The organism is Thiothrix sp. (assembly GCF_028714775.1).
Taxonomy (GTDB): Bacteria; Pseudomonadota; Gammaproteobacteria; order Thiotrichales; family Thiotrichaceae; genus Thiothrix.
In genome coordinates this window covers 215,651-236,356 of the sequence record NZ_JAQTLS010000001.1, presented here as the reverse complement: position 1 = coordinate 236,356, position 20,706 = coordinate 215,651, and the positions used below count along the sequence as shown (strand labels likewise).

Annotated in this window: 23 protein-coding genes; 15 read left to right on the top strand and 8 right to left on the bottom strand. The window is 52.5% G+C overall.

What is annotated here, in order from left to right:
* Nucleotide 1: 1 nt before the first annotated feature.
* From PHE17_RS01210 to PHE17_RS01195, 4 genes are all read left to right on the top strand, one after another.
* A complete protein-coding gene (locus tag PHE17_RS01210) occupies nt 2-733 on the top strand; it encodes a 4Fe-4S dicluster domain-containing protein (RefSeq protein WP_301013966.1) in 732 nt (243 codons plus the stop codon).
* A 14-nt stretch (nt 734-747) separates the two neighbouring features.
* Complete coding sequence (locus tag PHE17_RS01205) at nt 748-1,725, top strand: DmsC/YnfH family molybdoenzyme membrane anchor subunit (RefSeq protein WP_301013965.1); 978 nt, start codon at nt 748-750, stop codon at nt 1,723-1,725.
* 176 nt (nt 1,726-1,901) lie between these two features.
* Entirely contained in the window at nt 1,902-2,438 is a 537-nt protein-coding gene (locus PHE17_RS01200) for a YaeQ family protein (RefSeq protein WP_301013964.1), read from the top strand.
* A gap of 82 nt (nt 2,439-2,520) precedes the next feature.
* Complete coding sequence (locus PHE17_RS01195; protein ID WP_301013963.1) at nt 2,521-5,661, top strand: DUF3427 domain-containing protein; 3,141 nt, start codon at nt 2,521-2,523, stop codon at nt 5,659-5,661.
* Nucleotides 5,662-5,683: 22 nt separating this feature from the next.
* Here the strand turns inward: PHE17_RS01195 and PHE17_RS01190 are convergent, their stop codons facing one another.
* Nucleotides 5,684-6,010, bottom strand: coding sequence for a hypothetical protein (locus tag PHE17_RS01190; RefSeq protein ID WP_301013962.1), 327 nt, complete (start codon nt 6,008-6,010; stop codon nt 5,684-5,686).
* Between the two features lie 177 nt (nt 6,011-6,187).
* On the opposite strand from PHE17_RS01190, the gene hisA reads away from it, so the two are divergent.
* Genes hisA through tatC form a run of 6 tightly spaced genes read left to right on the top strand, consistent with a single transcriptional unit; the run spans nt 6,188 to nt 9,589 of the window.
* Entirely contained in the window at nt 6,188-6,922 is a 735-nt protein-coding gene (hisA, locus tag PHE17_RS01185; protein WP_301013961.1) for a 1-(5-phosphoribosyl)-5-[(5-phosphoribosylamino)methylideneamino]imidazole-4-carboxamide isomerase, read from the top strand.
* Nucleotide 6,923: 1 nt separating this feature from the next.
* The gene (hisF, locus tag PHE17_RS01180; RefSeq protein WP_301013960.1) at nt 6,924-7,697 is read left to right on the top strand and encodes an imidazole glycerol phosphate synthase subunit HisF; all 774 of its coding nucleotides are present in this window, start codon (nt 6,924-6,926) and stop codon (nt 7,695-7,697) included.
* Nucleotides 7,698-7,706: 9 nt separating this feature from the next.
* A complete protein-coding gene (locus tag PHE17_RS01175; RefSeq protein ID WP_301014051.1) occupies nt 7,707-8,027 on the top strand; it encodes a phosphoribosyl-ATP diphosphatase in 321 nt (106 codons plus the stop codon).
* A 19-nt stretch (nt 8,028-8,046) separates the two neighbouring features.
* On the top strand, nt 8,047-8,283 hold the full coding sequence (gene tatA, locus PHE17_RS01170; RefSeq protein ID WP_301013958.1) for a twin-arginine translocase TatA/TatE family subunit: 237 nt from the start codon (nt 8,047-8,049) through the stop codon (nt 8,281-8,283).
* A 9-nt stretch (nt 8,284-8,292) separates the two neighbouring features.
* Nucleotides 8,293-8,580 carry a Sec-independent protein translocase protein TatB gene (gene tatB / locus PHE17_RS01165; protein WP_301013957.1) on the top strand — a complete coding sequence of 96 codons (288 nt, stop codon included), beginning with the start codon at nt 8,293-8,295 and terminating at the stop codon, nt 8,578-8,580.
* The gene (tatC, locus tag PHE17_RS01160) at nt 8,564-9,589 is read left to right on the top strand and encodes a twin-arginine translocase subunit TatC (RefSeq protein WP_301013956.1); all 1,026 of its coding nucleotides are present in this window, start codon (nt 8,564-8,566) and stop codon (nt 9,587-9,589) included. The genes tatB and tatC overlap by 17 nt, the downstream gene beginning before the upstream one ends.
* A 6-nt stretch (nt 9,590-9,595) precedes the next feature.
* On the opposite strand, the gene PHE17_RS01155 is transcribed toward tatC, so the two are convergent.
* The gene (locus tag PHE17_RS01155) at nt 9,596-10,378 is read right to left on the bottom strand and encodes a BPSS1780 family membrane protein (RefSeq protein ID WP_301013955.1); all 783 of its coding nucleotides are present in this window, start codon (nt 10,376-10,378) and stop codon (nt 9,596-9,598) included.
* Between the two features lie 187 nt (nt 10,379-10,565).
* Here PHE17_RS01155 and gpmI point away from each other — a divergent pair, with 187 nt between their 5' ends.
* The 3 genes from gpmI to PHE17_RS01140 all read left to right on the top strand — a co-directional run bounded on the left by gpmI (nt 10,566) and on the right by PHE17_RS01140 (nt 13,940).
* Nucleotides 10,566-12,128: a 2,3-bisphosphoglycerate-independent phosphoglycerate mutase gene (gpmI, locus tag PHE17_RS01150; protein WP_301013954.1), complete on the top strand. Its 1,563-nt coding sequence runs from the start codon at nt 10,566-10,568 to the stop codon at nt 12,126-12,128.
* A gap of 342 nt (nt 12,129-12,470) precedes the next feature.
* Nucleotides 12,471-13,046, top strand: coding sequence for a LemA family protein (locus tag PHE17_RS01145; protein WP_301013953.1), 576 nt, complete (start codon nt 12,471-12,473; stop codon nt 13,044-13,046).
* A gap of 12 nt (nt 13,047-13,058) precedes the next feature.
* The gene (locus tag PHE17_RS01140; protein WP_301013952.1) at nt 13,059-13,940 is read left to right on the top strand and encodes a hypothetical protein; all 882 of its coding nucleotides are present in this window, start codon (nt 13,059-13,061) and stop codon (nt 13,938-13,940) included.
* Nucleotides 13,941-14,013: 73 nt separating this feature from the next.
* Here the strand turns inward: PHE17_RS01140 and PHE17_RS01135 are convergent, their stop codons facing one another.
* The 3 genes from PHE17_RS01135 to PHE17_RS01125 all read right to left on the bottom strand — a co-directional run bounded on the left by PHE17_RS01135 (nt 14,014) and on the right by PHE17_RS01125 (nt 15,567).
* On the bottom strand, nt 14,014-14,328 hold the full coding sequence (locus PHE17_RS01135) for a hypothetical protein (protein ID WP_301013951.1): 315 nt from the start codon (nt 14,326-14,328) through the stop codon (nt 14,014-14,016).
* A 231-nt stretch (nt 14,329-14,559) separates the two neighbouring features.
* On the bottom strand, nt 14,560-15,168 hold the full coding sequence (locus tag PHE17_RS01130) for a protoglobin domain-containing protein (RefSeq protein ID WP_301013950.1): 609 nt from the start codon (nt 15,166-15,168) through the stop codon (nt 14,560-14,562).
* A gap of 24 nt (nt 15,169-15,192) precedes the next feature.
* Nucleotides 15,193-15,567, bottom strand: a complete 375-nt coding sequence (locus PHE17_RS01125) for a roadblock/LC7 domain-containing protein (protein ID WP_301013949.1) — start codon at nt 15,565-15,567, stop codon at nt 15,193-15,195.
* Nucleotides 15,568-15,826: 259 nt separating this feature from the next.
* Here PHE17_RS01125 and PHE17_RS01120 point away from each other — a divergent pair, with 259 nt between their 5' ends.
* Nucleotides 15,827-17,398: a hypothetical protein gene (locus PHE17_RS01120; RefSeq protein WP_301013948.1), complete on the top strand. Its 1,572-nt coding sequence runs from the start codon at nt 15,827-15,829 to the stop codon at nt 17,396-17,398.
* A 72-nt stretch (nt 17,399-17,470) separates the two neighbouring features.
* Entirely contained in the window at nt 17,471-18,583 is a 1,113-nt protein-coding gene (locus PHE17_RS01115; protein ID WP_301013947.1) for an FAD-dependent oxidoreductase, read from the top strand.
* A 6-nt stretch (nt 18,584-18,589) separates the two neighbouring features.
* Here PHE17_RS01115 and PHE17_RS01110 read toward each other — a convergent pair whose 3' ends face one another.
* The 3 genes from PHE17_RS01110 to PHE17_RS01100 all read right to left on the bottom strand — a co-directional run bounded on the left by PHE17_RS01110 (nt 18,590) and on the right by PHE17_RS01100 (nt 20,696).
* The gene (locus PHE17_RS01110; protein ID WP_301013946.1) at nt 18,590-19,060 is read right to left on the bottom strand and encodes an FKBP-type peptidyl-prolyl cis-trans isomerase; all 471 of its coding nucleotides are present in this window, start codon (nt 19,058-19,060) and stop codon (nt 18,590-18,592) included.
* A gap of 89 nt (nt 19,061-19,149) precedes the next feature.
* Nucleotides 19,150-20,049: a CoB--CoM heterodisulfide reductase iron-sulfur subunit B family protein gene (locus tag PHE17_RS01105; RefSeq protein WP_301013944.1), complete on the bottom strand. Its 900-nt coding sequence runs from the start codon at nt 20,047-20,049 to the stop codon at nt 19,150-19,152.
* Nucleotides 20,050-20,063: 14 nt separating this feature from the next.
* Nucleotides 20,064-20,696 (bottom strand): 4Fe-4S dicluster domain-containing protein, encoded by a 633-nt coding sequence (locus PHE17_RS01100; protein WP_301013942.1) that lies wholly within the window; start codon nt 20,694-20,696, stop codon nt 20,064-20,066.
* Nucleotides 20,697-20,706 lie beyond the last annotated feature (10 nt).

The following is a 20,706-nucleotide window of genomic DNA, read 5'->3' as shown; positions in this document are numbered from 1 at the left end:
CATGACCCAGTTGGCATTGGTTATTGACCTGAATGTGTGCGTGGGCTGTAGCGCCTGCGTGACCAGTTGCAAGGAATGGAATACCTCCGGCGAAAGTGGCGGCGGGATGTCTGACAAGAACCCGTATGGCAAAGACCCGACCGGGACATTCTTCAACCGCGTGCAGACCTTTGAAGTGGGCGAATACCCCAAAACCGAGACGGTGCATTTCCCCAAAAGCTGCCTGCATTGCGAAGACCCGCCGTGTGTGCCGGTGTGCCCCACAGGGGCAAGCTACAAGCGCAAGGAAGACGGCATCGTGCTGGTCGATTACGACAAGTGCATCGGCTGTAAGTACTGCTCGTGGGCTTGCCCTTACGGTGCGCGTGAAATCGACGAAAAGCAGAAGGTGATGAAAAAATGCACCCTTTGCGTTGACCGCATTTACGACATGAGTTTGCCGGAATCGCGGCGCAAACCGGCGTGCGTGCTGGCTTGCCCGACCAGTGCGCGGCTGTTTGGCGATGTGCATGACCCGGATTCTGCGGTGTCGGTGGCGATCAATGAACGCGGCGGCTACCAGTTGCAACCGGAATGGGGTACGCGCCCTGCCAACCATTACTTGCCACGGCGCAAGACCAAGGCGAACGTGAGCGACGAAGCGCTGCACCGCGTAGACAACCCATTGAAGAAAGAAGAACAGCGTGCCCCGGTCAGTTCCGACCTGCCGACGCTCGACGACTTCCTGTTCTAAGGAGATTTGGTTTTATGCATCCTGCATTTTCGGTAATTTTTCTGACCACGCTGATTGGCGCGGGTCAGGGCTTGTTTCTGGCGCTGTACACGGGTCAGGTTTACGCGACATTCGGCGTATTGGGCGGGGAAATGCCGCCGGTAGCGCTGTACGTGACGGGTTCGTTGCTGGTGGCTTTGTTGATGGGCTTGGGGTTGTTTGCATCCTTTTTCCATCTGGGGCGACCGGAACGCGCATGGCGTGCGGCGACTAAATGGCGCACGTCGTGGCTGGCGCGTGAGGTGATCGTGTTGCCTGCGTTTAGCGGCATAGCGGTTATCTGGGGCGCACTGTATTACTTCGGTATTGACCCGGTGGTGTTGGTGGCGGGGGCGGTTTCCATCCATTTGTCTTTGGTGGTGGGGGCGTTGGCGACGGCGCTGGCGTTTTTGTTGTACCTGTGCACGGGGATGATTTACGCCGCAATCCGTTTCATTCAGGAATGGGCAACGCCGTTGACGGTGGTGAATTACCTGCTGCTGGGCGGCGCGTCTGGCTTTACGCTGTCGGCGGCGTTGGCAGGCTCACAAGACAGCGGGTTGGTGACATTTTATGCAATGTGGGCGGTGATCATTACCCTGATCGGTTTTGTTACCCGCATGTATTCCTTGCGCCGGAATGCCAAGCTGAAAATGAAAAGCAGCGCTTGCACCGCAATTGGTGTGCGCCACCCGAAAATCAAACAGATTTCGCAGGGGGCAATGGGTGGCTCGTTCAATACCCGCGAATTTTTCCACCATCAAACGCCGCAATTCATGCGCATGATCAAGACGCTGTTCCCGATTGCGGTATTTGTGTTGCCAGTGGCCTTGCTGGTGATCGGTTGGGGCAATGGCAGCGTGCTGCTGCTGGCACTGGCGTTTGTGGTGCAATACTTGGGGCTGTTGGCGGAACGCTGGTTCTTCTTCGCACAGGCTAACCATCCGCAGAATATTTATTATCAGGCAACGTAAGCCGCGTGCTTGCTTGGTCAGGATAGGACGCCCGCGATTGCGGGCGTTTTTGTGTATGACGAATTTTGGGTAGGCTCCGTCCAAAAGCATTAGACCATTACACGGTGATGGTGGCTTATTCATTCGTGTTAGTATCCGGGCATTTCTTCTCAACAGCACAGCAAACAGGGGTAACCGTGGCAATCAAACCAACCATCTATAAAGCCAGAATTGCGTTATCGGATATGGAACGGGATTACTATGACTCCCTGAATCTGACCATTGCCCAGCATCCATCCGAAACCATTGAACGCATGATGGTGCGTATTCTGGCCTATTGCCTCAATGCACAGGAAGGGATTGAGCTGACCAAAGGGCTGGAAGATGCCGAAGAACCAGCAGTCTGGGTACGCACGATGGATGAGCAAACCGCGCTGTGGATTGACTTGGGCGAGCCGACCCCAGAACGGGTAAAAAAGGCGACTAACCGGGCGAGAAAAGTAAGCGTCTACAGCTTTAACAGCAAGTCGGATGTCTGGTGGTCACAAAATGTGAAAAAGTTTAGCCAGTTGAACGCCTCTTTTTACCGCTTCCGGTGGGAGGAAATCGAAGCATTGGCTGCCTTAGTGAGCCGCACCATGGATTTGTCGATCACGATTACTGGCGATTCCGCTTATATCGCGGGTGATAAGGGCGAGGTGGAGGTTCACTGGGAAGTGTTGCAGGCACGGTAGAGTTTTCTTCTTGATCAAGAAAGCAACTATAGGCGACACTCGCAAAACCTATCTAACAATTGTGATGCCACAGGAATAGTTGATGCCACTCCAGCCTCTCCGTTCTGGCTTATATGACCTCATCCTAACGGATGTACTTAAGCAGAAAATACAAGCGGTTACATCTCAACAAGCCAGCTTGGAAAATCTGGATACTGCTAATAGTCATGAACGACTCGCTGAAGCTGTTGGACGGCAGTTGGCGTTAATTCTGGAAGACATTTCAGGACAAGATGATCAGAAGCTACTGAACCAACTCGCACTCGTCAATGACCTGTTGCTTGATTTACGCCAGCGATTATCCGGTTCTGCTGAAGTAGTTGAGTTGTTGGCAAGCCCCGTACAGCGCTTAACATCCATACATTCGCAGCACCAAACACCACAAGCACCTGAAACCGGGTTATCTACCCCATGGTTATTCACAGCAGGAAAAGATACACCGTCATTGCTCCATGAGCTTAGGCGGGAACTCGCCAATTGTGATCAAGTTGATATTTTGGTCAGTTTTATAACTGTTTCCGGTGTTCGACGCTTATACGATGTCTTACAAGCGATTACGGCTGTTGATGCGAGAGGAACAAGTCGCACCCAGATCCGCATTCTCACCACAACGTATACCGGGGCAACAGATCAGCAAGCACTCAATGACTTGGCACGTTTAGCGGGTTGCGAAGTGAAAGTTTCCTTGGATGGACGCCGCACTCGACTTCATGCCAAAGCCTGGATTTTTAAACGTAATACTGGCTTTGGGTCTGCCTACGTTGGAAGTGCGAACCTTTCCGGCGCAGCCTTGCTGGGAGGCTTGGAATGGACGACGAAATTTACCGAGCATGGTCAAGCCGACTTGTTTATTCGTGCCCAAGCCCATTTTGAAACGCTGTGGGAAGATGGCGAGTTTCAAACATATGACCCAGAAAACCCCGTTCACCAACAAGCCTTGAAAGTGGCTTTGGCACGTGAAGCAGGTACCAGTCTATTAGCAACGCCCACTTTTTTTGATCTACAGCCAAAACCCTATCAAGAAGAGATGTTGGAGCAATTGCAATACGAGCGCGAACATGGCCGGATGAAGAATCTGGTGGTTGCCGCGACTGGCTCCGGCAAAACGGTGGTAGCAGCCTTTGACTACCACGCTACCTGTCGGAAACACGGTGGGCGTCCGCGCCTGTTGTTTGTAGCGCATCGGGAGGAAATCCTACGGCAGTCATTGCGGACTTACCGAGAAGTTTTACGTGATCAGAGTTTCGGCGAGCTATTAGGTGGTGGGCAAGAAGCTGATCAATACGATCATCTTTTCACCACGATAGATAGCCTAACCAGTCGCCGCTTGGTCGAGCGCTACGGCGCAGATTATTGGCATACCGTCGTGGTGGATGAATGTCATCGTTTGGCGGCAGATCGGTTTGATGCTTTCGTGCGTGCTATACATCCGTCGATACTGCTTGGTTTGACCGCTACTCCCGAACGTAGTGACGGGAAGCCGATTTTGCCTTATTTCGACTGTCGCCCCGATGGGAGTCCTGCCGTCGAATTACGTTTGTGGCACGCTTTGGATTTACAACTGCTTGCCCCGTTTGAGTATTACGCTTGCGACGATGAGACTGATTTTAGCCAGATACCTTGGCAGCAAAGTGGGGAAGCCAGTGCATTGGATAAGTTGCTAACAGGTGATCATGTCCGTGCCCGCTTGGTTATCAACGAATGGCGTCGTTTAACCGCTAATCCTCGCGAATGCAAAGCCTTGGTGTTCTGCGTATCGGTTGCTCATGCCCAATTCATGACAAGTTTCTTGAATGCAGCCGGTTTCCCTGCTGCTTGCGTGGTGGGCGAAACACCCACTGAGGAACGGCGCTTAGCCCCTCAGCGTTTAAATCGTGGCGAATTGTGCGCTTTGGTGACGGTTGACCTTTATAACGAAGGTGTTGATTTACCCATGGTGGATACGTTGCTGTTGTTGCGTCCGACACAAAGTCCGGTATTGTTTCAGCAGCAAATTGGCCGGGGTTTACGCCTCTCGCCCGGCAAAGAAAGCTGCTTGATATTGGATTTTGTGGGGCAACATCGTGTGGAGTTTCGGTTTGACAAATTGCTGGGTAGCCTAACAGGGCAATCACGTCGCCAGTTGATGGATTCTGTGGAAAATGGCTTCGGTTCATTACCTGTCGGATGCCATATCCATTTACAGAAACGCGCTCGCGATCAAGTTCTGCATAGCTTGCGCTTATTGACACAGCAAGGGTGGCGTAACTTACGCCGTGAATTACAGGCTTACATTGCTTTGCACAGTAATCGCCACGTTTTATTGAAAGATTTTCTGCGTGAACAGCTTATTGATTTATCAGATATTTATCGCTCAACAAAACCCAGTGGCTGGACTAGCTTGAAGCGTGGTGCGGGCTTACTTCAACAACCTCAAGGTGGTGAGGAAAGCTATTTTAGTGAGCGTTTTGCTGATCTACTGCATATTGATGACCCGATACAGCTAGATTTGCTGCAACGCATTGCTGAAAGCAGTGGGTGCTACACGGTACAAAATGAGCAGGAAGAACGCCGTTTACAAATGTTGGCTTACCAAGTTGATGGACAACAGACGCGGGTTGGACACTACCGTGATTTCCTACAACGTTTAGCATCACACCCTGTCCTTTGCGAAGATTTACAGGAGCTATCAGAAGTCCTGCAAGCACGTAGTCATTTACCTAATCGACCCATCGCAGGTTTGGAAGATACACCACTTTGCTTACACGCTGCGTATGGTGTGCGTGAAATTCTGACGGCTGTAGGCTGGTTGACGGCGGAACGTCGTTCCCCGTTTCAGTCTGGTGTTCTACCTCTGAAAACACGTAAAACTGAGCTTCTGTTTGTGACGATTGATAAAAGTAGCGGCTATCATGCCAGCATTGCGTATCATGATTACGCTATTAGTAGTGAGTTGTTTCATTGGCAGACTCAAAATACGGCGGGGGCAGATACTAAAACAGGGCGGCGTTACCTAGAAAGCCCTGATAATGGCTGGCAGTTCCAACTCTTTGTGCGCAAGGACAAAACCAGCCCCTATCGGGCTTGCGGTGCTGTCACGTTGGTGGATGTGAAAGGTGATCGACCAATGAGTATTCGCTGGAAATTACAGACACCACTCCCGGTGCGGTTATTTAGAGAGTTCAGCGTGTTACGTGATGGCTGATTTTGGCATAAGAGTGCTGTACTCAATATACATCCAGTGCAGCATTCAACACATCCCAATTGATGCCAATTTCCGCATTATGAGTTCGATCAATGAGCGCGAACAGCTTTCTAGCTCTGTCGCTGCTAATTTCTTCCTCGGTTAAGTCTTCAAAGTCACCATGAGACCAAACGCTGGCAATCATTGGGTAATCGGCTCCACGATTGATCGTATATCGTGCAAGTTTGGCAAGGTAGTAGGCCGCATTGCTCGGTCGTTCTGATTCGGGTACGGATAGTAATAGGGTAAGTAATCTATCCAATTGATTCATAAGCTCAGTCGTGTTTTGGCTATTGGTGTGGTTGTCCATATTTTTCCGCTAACTCGTGGAATCTAGTCAAGGAAGTGGCTGACGCTAGCTTTGATAATAGATCGAAAACGCGCGTTGGTTAGCGACAAATTTCTAGCAGCATGTCGCCGCACACAAAAGCCTGACGCTTGCCCCGTTTTGCGGTAGCATTCAGCCTTCACAACCAAGGATTGAACGATGCTGCTGATCCCCGCTATTGATTTGAAAGACGGCCAATGTGTGCGTTTGCGCCAAGGCCGGATGGAAGACACCACCGTATTCGCCAGCAACCCCGTCGATATGGCGCAACGCTGGGTCGATTTAGGCGCTCGCCGCCTGCATCTGGTTGATTTGAACGGTGCATTTGAAGGAAAACCAGTCAACGGTGATGTGGTTCGTGCCGTGGCTGCGCGTTTCCCCAATGTTCCCGTGCAAATCGGCGGTGGCATCCGTGATGCAGCAACCGTGGCGGCGTATCTGGATGCGGGCGTGCAATACTGCATCATCGGTACGAAAGCAGTGCAAGAGCCGCAATTCGTCATTGACCTGTGCAAGCAATTCCCCGGTCACATCATCGTCGGTATTGATGCGAAAAACGGCATGGTCGCAACCGATGGTTGGGCGGAAGTGTCTAGCGTTTCTGCAATAGAACTCGCCAAGCAGTTTGAGCAAGCAGGCGTCAGTGCCATTGTTTACACCGACATTTCCCGCGATGGCATGATGAAGGGCGTGAATGTGGAAGAAACCGCAAAACTGGCCTCCAGCATCAGCATTCCCGTGGTGGCATCCGGTGGTGTGACCAATATGGATGACATTACTGCGCTGTGTGCGGTGGAAAGTACGGGCATTATGGGCACAATCCTCGGCAGGTCGATCTACGAAGGCACGATTGATCTGGCGGCAGCGCAACAATACGTTGATTCGGTGAAATGATATGGGCTTAGCCAAACGCATCATCCCCTGCCTTGACGTGGACAACGGTCGTGTCGTCAAAGGCGTGAACTTCGTCGACATCCGTGACGCAGGCGACCCGGTGGAAATCGCCGCCCGCTACAACCGCGAAGGTGCAGACGAAATCACCTTCCTCGACATCACCGCCAGTTCCGACAACCGCGACACCATTATCCATGTGGTAGAAGCGGTGGCTTCGCAAGTTTTCATTCCACTGACTGTCGGTGGCGGCATCCGCAAGCCCGAAGACGTGCGCCGGATGCTTAACGCGGGGGCGGATAAGGTCGGCATCAATACTGCTGCTGTGTTTAATCCCGAATTGGTTAGAGAATGTACGGATTATTTTGGCTCGCAATGCATCGTAGTAGCTATAGATGCCAAACGTGTCAACGAACCGGGCGAACCTGACCGTTGGGAAGTATTCACCCACGGCGGACGCAAACGTACTGGCATTGATGCGGTCGAATGGGCAGAAAAAATGGCGCAATACGGCGCGGGCGAATTGCTCGTGACTAGCATGGATCGTGATGGGACAAAGGTCGGATTTGACCTTGGCCTTACCCGTGCTATTACTGACCGCGTGGGTATCCCGCTGATTGCCTCCGGCGGGGTGGGTAATTTGCAGCATTTGGCGGATGGCGTGCTGAAAGGCGGTGCGGATGCCGTGCTGGCGGCGAGCATTTTCCATTTCGGCGAATATACCGTTGGGGAAGCTAAACGCTACATGGCGGCACAAGGGATTGAAATGAGGTTATAATGCCGCATGATGAATGATACCGTACTCACCCAACTCGCCGCCGTACTGGAAAGCCGTAAACAGGCGGAACCGGATAGCTCTTACGTCGCCAAGCTCTACGCCAAGGGGCTGGATGCGATCCTGAAAAAGATCGGCGAAGAAGCCACCGAAACCGTGATGGCGGCGAAAGACGGCGAAAAAGACAAGATTGTGTATGAAGTCGCGGATTTGTGGTTTCATACGCTGGTATTACTGGCACAGCAGAACCTACACCCCGACGATGTGCTGAATGAACTCGCACGCCGTTTCGGCATGTCAGGTCTGGTGGAAAAAGCCAACCGACCCTCGTAACAAAAAGGACAGAAAGACTATGCACGCTCCCGGTATTTTCCCACTGCTCGTGGTGTTGATCATTGTTATCCTGCTGTTTGGCACTAAAAAGCTGCGCAACATGGGCGGTGACTTGGGCGAAGCCTTCAAAAATTTCAGGAAAGCCATCAAGGATGGGGATGATGCTGAAACGTCCAAGGTTGACCAGCAAGTTTCCCAACAAACCCCGCAAGGCCGGGTAATTGATTCGGAAGCTAAAGAAAAGGATAAGGTCTAAAGACCCCCCATGTTTGAAAGCAGCTTTCTCGAAATGGTCATGATCGGCGTGGTTGCCTTGCTGGTAATCGGGCCGGAACGCTTGCCAACCGTAGCACGGACGATTGGCAAATGGATTGGCAAAGTTCGCCGTTTCGTGGCAACCACCCGCGCAGATATTGAGCGTGAGCTGCACACGGAAGAATTGCGCACCATGCTCTACAAACAAGAAGAAGAATTGCGCAATCTGCGCGGCATGATGGAAGAGAAGAGCGACGCGGTGCGTAAGGCATTGGAGCAGCATGACAAACCCCAGTGATAATGCTCAAGAGGTCGGTTTTAAGGCGTTTCTGGAACACCTGATTGAGCTGCGTGACCGCCTGCTGCGTATTGTTATCGTGTTGGGCGTGGTTTTTATCGCATTAAGCCCTTTTGCCCAAGACTTATACAACTGGTTATCTGATCCACTCGTCCGCCAGTTGCCGCATGGCGAAAAGCTCATCGCTATCGGGATTGCGTCCCCGTTCCTGATCCCTTTCAAACTGGCGCTGATGGTCGCGTTTTTGCTGACCTTACCTTATACCTTCTACCAAATATGGGGGTTTATTGCTCCCGGCCTGTATCAGCATGAGAAGCGGTTGATAACGCCATTGCTGGTTTCCAGTGTGGGGCTGTTTTATATTGGCATGGCGTTTGCCTACTTCGTTGTTATTCCAATGATTTCCAAGGCAGCGGTGGCGTTTGCACCGAGTAATGTCAACCCTACACCGGATATTGCCACCTACCTAGATTTTACTGTGGCGATGTTTTTGGCCTTTGGTCTTAGTTTTGAAACGCCCGTGGCAACCATCCTGCTGATCGGTATGGGTGTGGTAAGTGCCGAAACACTTATCAAAGCACGCCCCTATATTATCGTGGGGGCATTCGCGGTCTCTATGTTCCTGACGCCGCCGGATGTGGTGTCACAAACGCTGATGGCAGTGCCAGTTTGGTTGTTGTTTGAGTTGGGCTTGTTCCTGAGCCGCGTATTTGCCAAGCATTTGGAACGCTTCCATGTGGAAAAGGAAGCGCATGAAGCGCAACAAAACAGTGGTAGCAACTTGCCGGTAGTTGCCGCAGGTGCAGCCGCCGCAGCGACGACAGGCACTGCGTGGGAAGATGATAAGCACGTTTTTGAAGAAACGGTTGATGTGCAATCCACCGATGACGAGGAATTCCGCCCCTTGACCGAAGCGGAAATGGAGGCGGAATTGGAGCGTATGGATGCCGAATTCAAACGCATGGAAGAAAACTTCCGCAAAGAAGCTGAAGATAAAAAAGACCCGTAGCGTGCCTTAAGCGGAAGAACGGGCGCGGGGCATTTTCCGTGTATTATTCGGTGGTTCATCCTCAGGGGGTTCCACCGGATCGAACGTGTCGCGGAAGCTTGCGTAATTAGCGCTCGCTAATACCGGGATCAACACCAAATACCCCAGCCCGAAAGCAAACGACGCTATGAATCCCAATATCAGCACCATCACGCCAAACAGGGTCAGTGGGATAATGTTTTTCAGGCAAGCCAGCAAGCTGTTGGTGACGGCATCCAGTGGTGCTTGGTCTTCAAACAATACGAGCGGGGTGGCGTAAAAGAAAGCCATCAGCACCAGCGCAATTACCCCCATTTGTAACAACAGGCTGACCGGCGATGATTGTTCCATTGCCACTAATGTTGCCGCGAGGTGGGTGTCGCTTTGCGTGGTGTAAGTGGCTTTGAGTGCCTCTAGGCTCAGCGGGTATAAGGCGATAAAAATCAACAGTGTGCCCAGCGCCATAAAGCTCCCGAGTTGCAATAGTGGGCGGCGCAAGCGGTCATCGTTGAAGCCCATCAGCATGTCTTCAACACGTGCGAGCGAGCCAACCAGCGAACGGTGCGCAGACACCAGCAATCCGGTTAACAAGAAGGGCATGAACAATGCCACGAACAGAATTCCCACGAAAGGCAGAATGCCCAGCAGCATTAACGTGATTAAAAATAAGATCGACAGCACCAGCCACGCGCCCAGATTGGATTTGAACGCAAACCAGCCCGCCCCAAGCCAGACGAAGCATTGCCTGAAAGCAACCAATTGTATTTTCATGATGTAGCCCTTTACCGTTAAGATTGCTTGTAATAGTTGTATGGATAATAAATTTTAAGGTAATAGTTCTTATGCCGTCCTTGGTAACGTAAAAAAACCTGAAAGTCAATTGTGCTGCGAAAATTAAGCAACGTTCTGTTACAATGCGCCGCTTCATGAAGGTTTGTAGAAATAACGAGGCCAATCAATGAGACACTCAACCGTTCCCCGCCGTCGGACGATCTTAGTCATTCTCGACGGTTTCGGGGTGAATCCCAGCAAAAAATTCAACGCCGTTTATGAGGCCAACACGCCCCGGCTGGATGAATATTTCGGTAAGCACCCACACACAACCTTGCAAGCATCAGGGCGTTCGGTCGGCTTGCCGGACGGGCAAATGGGCAATTCCGAAGTGGGTCACATGACCATCGGTTGCGGCATGATCCTCAAGCAGGATTTGGTGCGCATTGACGATGCCATTGACGATGGCAGTTTCTACAAAAACCATTCGCTCTTGCATGTATTGGCTGAGGCGAAACGCGAAAACCGTCCCCTACACCTGATTGGGCTGGTATCTGATGGTGGTGTCCACAGCCACATTAATCACCTTGCCGCACTGTTGAAAGCCTGCATGGAACACGGCGTCAAGCCGGTATTGCACGCGATTACCGACGGACGTGATACCTCCCCGAAGGTTGCCCGCCAGTTCATCAAGCAAATCACGGATTTGATGGAAAGGACAGGCGGTGAAATTGCCACCATCAGCGGACGCTTTTACGCAATGGATCGGGATAACCGTTGGGATCGAATCAAAATCGCGTGGGATGCAATGGTGCGTGGTATTGGCGTGCCAGCCGCTAGCCCCTTACAGGCGATTGAAGATGCTTACGCTGCGGGTGAAGCTGATGAATTCATCAAGCCGCGTATCCTGCCGAATGCCGAATTGATCCAGAGCAGCGATCCGGTGCTGTTTTTCAACTTCCGTAATGACCGCCCGCGCGAATTGGCTAAAGCCTTGGCGATGGAAGAGTTCGATGAATTCGACCGGGGTGATTTCGAGACAGTCGCGCTTACCACCATGACCGAATACGACAAGCGTTTGCTGGTGCGGGTCATGTTCCCACCCGAGCGCCCTGCGACCAATTTGGCGCAGACCATCAGTCTGGTGGGGTTGAAACAGTTACATTGCGCGGAAACCGAGAAATACGCCCACGTCACCTTCTTCTTCAACGGCGGGCGTGAGCGTACCTATGCGGGTGAAGACCGCATCGTGATCGAATCCCCCAAGGTGGAAACTTACGACTTGCAACCGGAAATGAGTGCCAAAGAAGTCGCGGATACCGTGATTACGGCGATGGGGCAACAGCAGCATTGTTTCATCGTGGTGAATTTTGCCAACGGTGACATGGTGGGGCACACGGCGGTTCCGGCCGCTGTGATTAAGGCAGTGGAAGCGCTTGACCATGAAGTCGGGCGGGTGCTGGATGCGGCAATGGCGAATGAGTATTCCGTGATCCTGACCGCTGACCACGGCAACTGCGACGAATACGTTGATCCGTTGACCGGGGAGCCGAATACCCAACACACGGTTTACCCTGTGCCTTGCTTGATCATCGACAAGTCCAATTGGCGGCTTTCCACGGATGGCGGTTTGAGCAACCTTGCGCCGACCGTGCTGCAATTGATGGGTATTTCTAAGCCAGAAAGTATGAAAGGCAAAACCTTGTTGCTGGAAGAATTGGCTCCCGGACAAGGTGCTGGCGTGTACTAAGGCGGAAAAATAAAAGCCCCGCAGGGGGATGCGGGGCGTGAGGGAGACTGAGAGAGATACGCTTTTATTAATTCGCCAGTGCCAAAATACTTTTTGTGCTCATGAATGTCCGCTTCCTTACGCTTAGGGGTATTGTTCCATTGTCGTTGACATTCTTCTCATTTTGCACTGGTGTCTTCGGTATAGAGTGTAGGTAATGCTTGGCTGCTTGTCGGGGGAAGAATGAGCAGGCGGTAGGGTTTTGCCCTATAAACGGTTGCCGCTTATCGGTTGATGCCTGCGTTACCCCCTTCCTTTGCTAAACTGGACAAAGCCCGATTAACCATTGATAACAATAATGCCATGAATACCGGACTCATCATTTTCTTTTCCCTGTTGGGTGGCCTGCTGCTGTGGGGCATCTTGTTGTACAACCAACTTGTGGTGCTGAAAAACAATACCCAGAAGGCGTGGAGCAATACCGACATCCTGCTCAAGCAGCGCAATGAGGAACTGCCCAAACTGGTAGCTGTGTGTAAAGAACACATGCAATACGAACAGGAAACCCTGCAAAAAGTCATGGAAGCCCGCAACTTGGTTGCCAGTGCCCTCCAGTCCGGCAATATGAATGCGTTGGGTGCGGCGGAAGACCAGTTGCGTATCGGTTTAGGTAATTTGTTTGCGGTGGCGGAAGCCTACCCAGAATTAAAGGCCAGCGAGTCCTTCCAACACTTGCGCGAGCGTGTCACTGGCTTGGAAGACAGCATTGCTGACCGGCGCGAGTTCTACAATGATTTCGCCAACAACAATAATACCCGTATTGAACAGTTTCCCGATGTCATCATCGCCAAGGCATTTAGCTTCAAGCATTTCCGCCTGATGAGCTTTAGTGTTGAGGAAACCCGCGATGTGGATGTCGCCGCGCATTTCAGCTCCTAACTAGGCGCGACCGTGTTACCACAAGCGGCTAGTAATTTCGACTGGTTCCAAATCGCGGATCACCAGCGTTACGCGGTCTTACGTCGCGGTGGCTTGATGAACCTTGCGGCCTTACCCAGTTTTGCCTTGGTTTGGGGGGCGGTTTGCCTGCTGGTCTACACCAAACTTGAACATGCATGGCTGTTACTGCCCGCCACGATCAGTTTGTGGTTTGCCTTAGGCTTGTTTCGTCGTTACCGCCTGATTGTGGATACCCCAACTTCCAGCCTAAGCAGCAGTGCGCAAGGTTACGTGGAATTGGCGGGGACTGTGCATTTGCCGGAAGGGGAAAGCTACCGGGGTTTGCCGAATTTGCCTGCGACGGTGTGGCTGCCCGGTTATGTGGAAAACGAACCCTTCGTGCTGGATGATGGTTACGGGCGTTGCCTGCTGTTCCCACAAAAAGCTGAAATCATTACCCGCCCCGGCAATACGCATTTCTCTTGGCTGCACGCCATTTACCCCGGTCAAACCTTGTATGCCTTAGGCGAATTACGCACCCACGGTGGCGACAATATCCGCGTTAACCGCAGCGCCCGCTTGGTGGAGGTGCTGGCGGAATGGAAAGCCAAACCCCAACTGTTACTGCAATCTTTTGACGCCAACAGCAATGGGCAGATTGATCCTGAGGAATGGCAAAGCGTGCGCACGGCTGCTGAGCGTTGGGTAGAGGAAGATATTCACGAACAAAAGCTCGCGCCGGGGATGCACATCATGGATGGGGCAAACGCGGGGCAACTGTTCCTGATTACCAACATCTTGCCGGAAGTATTGGCAGCGCGGTATCGCTGGGCGTCATTGCTGCATACGCTGGCGTGGTTGGGCTTGATGCTTATAGTGCAAATCGGCTTTTAAAGCCAAAAAGAAGCCGGGCGAACCCGGCTAATCCATCTACAAAGAGAGTCGAGAAATTCTGTACGCCTCAGTTTCACTGGGCAGTGGGGCGATCCTGATATTGGTTGGTGTCGTAGGAAGCACGGACTGCCATTACTGGGTAGCTTGCTGGCGCTGGTGCGTAGTTGTCACGATACTGCGCCGCTGCTTGGTATTGGGGTTCCTGATAAACGGGTTCCATCGGTTCGTTGTAACTCCGATAATCGGCAGATTGGCCTTGGTAATTTTGTACGGCATCCATCCAGTAACCACGATAATCGGCAGATGCGCTGTTAGAAATCATTTGAAAAAGCACCAGTGCAACCCCGGCAGCTTTTGCTAACAATTTGGTTTTGTTGTTGTTTTTCATGGTTTCGTCCTCGTCTTTGTTTTTGTTACTTGATGAGTCTTATATTCCCATAAGCCGGTTCGATAAGAACGACCGACGGAGATAACTGGGAAAATAGAGGCGATAACCGGAACAAGTGGTGGTTTGGCGGGGATAAGCGGTGCAAAAAAGGCCGAAAATTGCGGATGGACGGTCAAGCACGGTGTAAAACACTGGCCTGACCGGATAAGCGGTGCTAATTGGTGCGGGGTATCAGGCGGCGGCTTGCTGCATATTGGCTTGCAGGGTGGCGCGGCCTTGCTTGAGCATACTGTCGATTTCGATGTAGATGAAACGCTTCTGAATCGCGGGCTTTAGCCCTGATGCACGGGTGATGGCTTCTTGCTGGGTGAGGATGAAACTTTCCACAATCAGGCTACAGACGGTCGCCTGTACTTTCTGCAAGATTTGGATGGCTGCCAAGGCTTCTGCTGCGGGCAACTCCTCCAGCAAACGGGTTTGCAGGAAGTTGATGATCCAGCCCCACATGCTCAGCATCGCGGAGTTGGGGATATTGTGTTTGACATGGACAATGCCGACCAGTGCCTGCCACGTCCAGTAATGGTTATCGAAATGCCCGCTGGTGGTGATTTTATACCACTCGCGCAAGGTGTTTTCCCGCGCCGGACGTTCCGCTGGGTTCAGGTGTCCTTTGGTGCTGGCATCACTGAAAGCAACATCATAGAAGCCTTTTACCACAGCCTCTTCGTGCTGCTTGAAAAACTTTTGGTAACGGCGGATCAGGTCGCCATCCGCTGCTGTTGGGATCATCGCCTGAGGAATCTTACTCAGAATCTCAGCGGTCATTGTGGATAAATCCATAGGGAATTCCTCTGTGCGGTGCTATCAGTGGGTGATGCGCAGTTGGTGTTCGTTGGCGTCGATGAAATCGCATACCGCTTGCAAGGCTTGTGGCGTGTTCATCTGTACTGGTACATGAAAACCCATGACGCAATCATCGTTGACCCGTGCAATCGCGTAGTAGTGCTCGCCCATGCAAATGATCATGCCTTGGGGGATGTTGGCATCCAAATGGCTGGCAAGGTTACGCGCCGCGCTATACAGCATCGCGGTCAAGGCGGAAACGGTATCTTCATTGCGCACGGGGGTATCGGCGTGCAAGGTCAGCCCGTCTACGGTCATGATTTGCATGTTTTCCACGAACGGCGCGTGCTGTTGCAGGTTGCGTGCAAATTGGTTAACAGTTTGTTGTGTCAGCATGGCGTATTTCCCCTTATCGGTTTGTAAAAGTAGCGTGTTATTGACGCTGGGTGACGTTGTGTTCTGATGGGGGGCGCATGATAGCGGGTTGCGGGAGGGATAGAAGTAAAATCACGGCGTTACCCGTAACGCGCTGATTGTTACAATCAGTTACTTAATTTGCATTGTGGCTGTTACCTTGTGCGTATTATATTTGCGCCCACGGGTAAGCTTAGTGTCACAAAATCGTCATAATGCCTTTTCAGGCGAAGCAGGATAGATGGTTAACAAGGATAGTGTTCGTCAGGAACTCGAAAAGTTACTGGCAAGCCGCGTATTCGAGGCGAAAAAACAAGCGTGTAATTTTCTGGAGTATGTCGTTGCCGAAAAATTGGCAGGACGTGGCAGCAAAATCACCCAATACGGTATCGCCGTTGAGGCTTTGGGCAAGCCAACGGATTACTGCCCCACGGAAAACCCGGCGGTGCGTGTCGAAGCGGGGCGTGTACGCAAGTTGCTGGAAGAATATTACCTTGCTGACGGCGAAGGCAGCCTGTTACGCATCCAGTTACCTGTGGGCAGTTATGAGCCGGTATTCCTTCAAGTGGGAGCACCACGCATTGCGCAGCAGCCGGGTTGGGAAGAAAAAAGTATCCAGTCAGTCGGCCCGCGCGTTTACATCAGTTGCCAAAATCCGGCGTCGATCCGCGATGATACGGCGCGTAATCTGGTTTACAGCCTGTACTCTGGCCTACCCGTGATTTTAGGGCGCTTCCGCGAAGTACGGATTGCGCTGGCGGATCATGCGCACACTTCCCGTCATGCTGAAGATGAGCTGGAATACGCTTGGCAGCACCATCGGGCAGAGTTCATCCTCAAGTGTGACTTACAGATTGAGCCGGATGGGTTCCTTGCCAGCCAAGTGTTGCTGCATACCCTGACCCACGAAGTGGTGTGGTCGGGCAGTTTTTCTATCCCGCGTCTGTATGATCCCAAATTGCTGGAAACTATCTCCGCGCAAATGGTGATGGAAGCCTTCAGCCTCAACCGGGGCGCGGCGTTGGCGTATTGGAGCCGTTACTGGCGTAGCCAAGACACCATGCCTGCGCATTATCAGGTGTTGGTCGAACACATCCATTTCTTGCAGGAAGACGTATCCGAGCGCAGCTTCCGGGCGTTTTTGCAAGCTTGCCGCGAACGTACCCGCCAGTACCACGACGATGCCTTGGCGCACCTGCATTTCGCGGTACTGTGCTTGTATGCGCGGCTATTGGCGTTTGAAGGCTGCACCTTACTGACCGACCAATGGCGGCAATTGACCCTGAAAGCCCTCGCGTTAAACCCAGGTAACGCCCTTGCCCACGGTGTTTTTGCGCTGGAGTGTTACCAACGCGGTGATTTGGAGTTGTGTCAGGTAGAAATGAATACTGCCCGCCAAACTAACCCGTTTGATACGGCTTGTGGGCATTTGTTGGCAGTTGGTTTGTGTGCGCTGCGGGGTTGGGAGCGATCTTTCATGATGCTCGGTGATGTATTGGGTACGGAATCACGCCACCCCGAGCCTTTCCGCAGCATTCCTTGTTTGTATTATTTCCGGCAGGGCAATTTCATCAGCGCGTCTGAAGATGCGGAAAGTTTTCGTCAGTTAGGTGGGTGGGAAACCTTTGGTAAATTGACCGGGCATTGCCGCGCGGAAGATTGTCAGGGTTGCATCCGCACGCTGGGGCAAGCGGTTGACCGGGTTGCCACGCAAATGGAAAGCCGCCATGCCCCTGCCAGCCAATTGTGGGAGCGCATCCAGCACAGTTTGGTAGCATCCGCTGAGCAACAGTCAACTTCCGGGGCTTGGTAAGCAATAAGCGCTGGATGCACCTGTAACCACTTCGTATACTTGACGCTCTTGTTCCCGGTAGATTGAGAAGCGATGAAAGATGTGATCATTGTCGGCGGCGGCATTATTGGTATGCTGACCACCCGTTTCCTGCATGATGCGGGGCTAGATGTCATGTTGGTTGAGCAAGGTGAGCTTGGCCACGAATCCACATGGGCGGGCGGCGGCATTTTGTCCCCCTTGTACCCGTGGCGTTACAGCCCCGCGATTTCAACCTTATCGCGCTACGGTCAGCAGCGTTACCCCGCGTTGTGTAAGGCGGTGCAAGCGGAAACGGACATTGACCCGCAGTGGATACGTTCCGGCCTCGTTTTCACCGATGACCGTGAATTGCCAGCCGCGCAAGCATGGGCGCAAACCTTCGGTTACGACCTGCAACACTTAGCTACTAGCGCTGCCTTGCACGAATGCGAGCCGCAACTGGCGGATATTTTCCAAAGTGGCATGTTCTTGCCGGAAGTGGCGCAAATGCGTAACCCACGTATTGCCCACGCGATGCGCACCAGCTTGCGCATGTTACCCATTACCTTGGCGGAATTTACCCGTGTTACCGGCTTGGAAAGCAGTGACGGGCGGATTGTGGGGGTGCGTGTCGGCGATGAGGTATTCAAAGCCCGCAAAGTGGTGGTGACGAGCGGGGCGTGGACGGGGCTGTTCCCGGAAATGCAGGCGGTAAACATCAATGTCCGCCCGGTATTGGGGCAAATGATCCTGTTCCGAGGGCCAAAAGGTCTGCTGAAACGTATCGTGCTGCACGAGGGGCGCTACCTGATCCCGCGTAAGGACGGGCGCATCCTGTGCGGTTCCACGCTGGAAATGAACAGTTTCGACAAGCACACTACCGACGAGGCACGCGAAACCTTACGGGAAATTGCCTGTAATGTGATGCCCGCCTTGCGTGATTTGCCAATCCAAAACCATTGGAGCGGTTTGCGCCCCGGCTCCCCGGATGGCGTGCCGTATGTGGGCGAACACCCGGATATTGCTGGCTTGTATGTGAATGCGGGGCATTACCGTTACGGTGTTACGATGGGGCTGGCGTCCGTGCAGATGCTGACCGATATGATGTTGGGGAAAGCGCCTGAGATTGACCCGACGCCCTACCGTTTGGATGCCGTGCGCACCCCAACGGTAGAGTGGGTGTAAGGTACTTTATTGGATGCCGAGTAACTCGACATCAAATACCAGCGTGGCGTTTGGTGGAATCACGCCACCCGCGCCGCGAGCGCCGTAACCCATTTCTGGCGGGATAACCAATGTGCGTTGACCGCCGATTTTCATGCCTTGCACGCCTTGATCCCAACCTTGGATGACGCGACCGCCGCCTAATGGGAATTGGAACGGTTCGCCACGGTCACGGGAACTGTCAAATTTCATGCCGTGCTTGTCGGCAGCTTTTTCGTCATACAGCCAGCCGGTGTAATGCACAGCGACCATTTTACCAGCGACTGCTTCTGCGCCATCGCCTACTTTTACATCGGTTTTAACCAATTCTGCCATTTTACTTGCCTCAGTTGTTGCGGGTTTTGCTTCTGCTTCGGGGCTTTTCGCTTTGTCGGAACAGCCTGCCATGAAAACGCTGGTGGATAATGCCAAAGCCAGCGGAAGGATGAATGCTTTCACGTGGATTATTTCCTGCTATTTTTTAACCAAAGAAAAAGGGGCATTATGCCCCTTTCTCCCTAAACGTGCGATAAATGCTTATTTACCGCTTATTTGTCAGCAATCCCGCGCAATTCCTTGGATTGGATGATGTTGCCATCCAGCGCGGAATCGGTTGCAGAGCGACCAAATGCTACGTCCATCAACTGGCTGTAGTACATGACCGGCATACTGAAGTTAGTGTTGAAACGGGCGTTGATGTCATCTTGGTAGATTTCAACGTTCGCTTGGCACAGTGGGCATGGGGTAACGATCATGTTCGCGCCGTGGTCGTAGGCGGATTCGATGATGTCTTTCACCAGTGCTTGGCCTTTTGCCGGTTCGGAGAACATCAGCGCACCGCTACAGCAGGCAACTTTCTTCTCGTACTTGGTCAGGGGTTCTGCACCGAGGGTTTCCACCATTTTGTCCAGATACATCGGGTTCTCGAACGATTCACCGTTGATACCGAATGGACGGTTGGTTTGGCAACCGACATACCCAGCAATTTTTAGACCTTCCAGTGGTTTCTTGACCTTGCCAGCCAGTACGTCGTAACCGATGTCTTCGATCAGCACTTCGACCATGTGGCGGACTTTCTTGTTGCCGCTGTATTCCAGCTTGACCGACTGCAAAGCAATGTTGGTTTCTGCTTTCAGTGCTGGGTTGTGGTTGAGGCGTTCCTGCACTTCGCGGGTGTTGAGCCAGCACGCTGCACAGCTTGCCACCACGTCTTGGTCAGGGTGGTGCTTTTCGGACAAGGCCAAGTTACGGGCAGAAAGGGTCATGCGCGGCAGTTCACCACCGCCTGCATAGCCGATGGATGCGCCGCAGCAGTTCCAGTCTGGAATTTCATTCAACTGGATGTCCAATTCCTGACACAGGGTTTGCACCGAACGGTCAAGGTTGGAAGAGGACGCGCCCTTCTGTGAAGAACAGCCGGGGTAATAGGAATATTGACGTTTTGCCATTTGAATCTCGCTCCTTACTTCGCGTCTGCGTTAGCGCCGACACGCGCTGCTTCCAGTTCTTCGGCCTTTTTCAGCATTGCATGGAAACCTGACGCATCGCTGACGCCATGCCCGCCGAGGATTTCCATCGCGGACATGCGCTTGGCTTTCATCATGTTCATGCCGAGCTTTTGGTTTGCCATGGCAACTTTCACGCCTTCAGCGAAACCGTCTTTGAAGTACAGCCCCAGACCCAGCTTGAGTTCGTTGACCCGGCCTTTCTTGACCAAGTTGTTCCAGAACATCTGACCGAAACGTTCAGTTGGCTGGTTTTGTGCCTTCAAGCCCAGACGCTTGGAGTAGTGCGCCAAGCCGTGCATGATGTGGGTAATCGGCAAGCCGCGTGGGCAGCGGGCGATACAGTTGTAGCACGAGGTGCACATCCACATGGAGGTGGAAGACAGCACTTCTTCACGCTTGTTTGCGCGGATCATCATGAAAATTTCTTGTGGCGGATGATCCCAGTGCGGCCCCAGAGGGCAGGAGCCTGAACAGACCCCGCACTGCATACACATCTTGACCCAAGAGCCTTCTTCGACGTTATCCGTCACTTCTTTCAGGAAGTTGCCTTTGTATTTGGCAACCATCGCTTGATTGGTATCCGTCATAACCTCATCC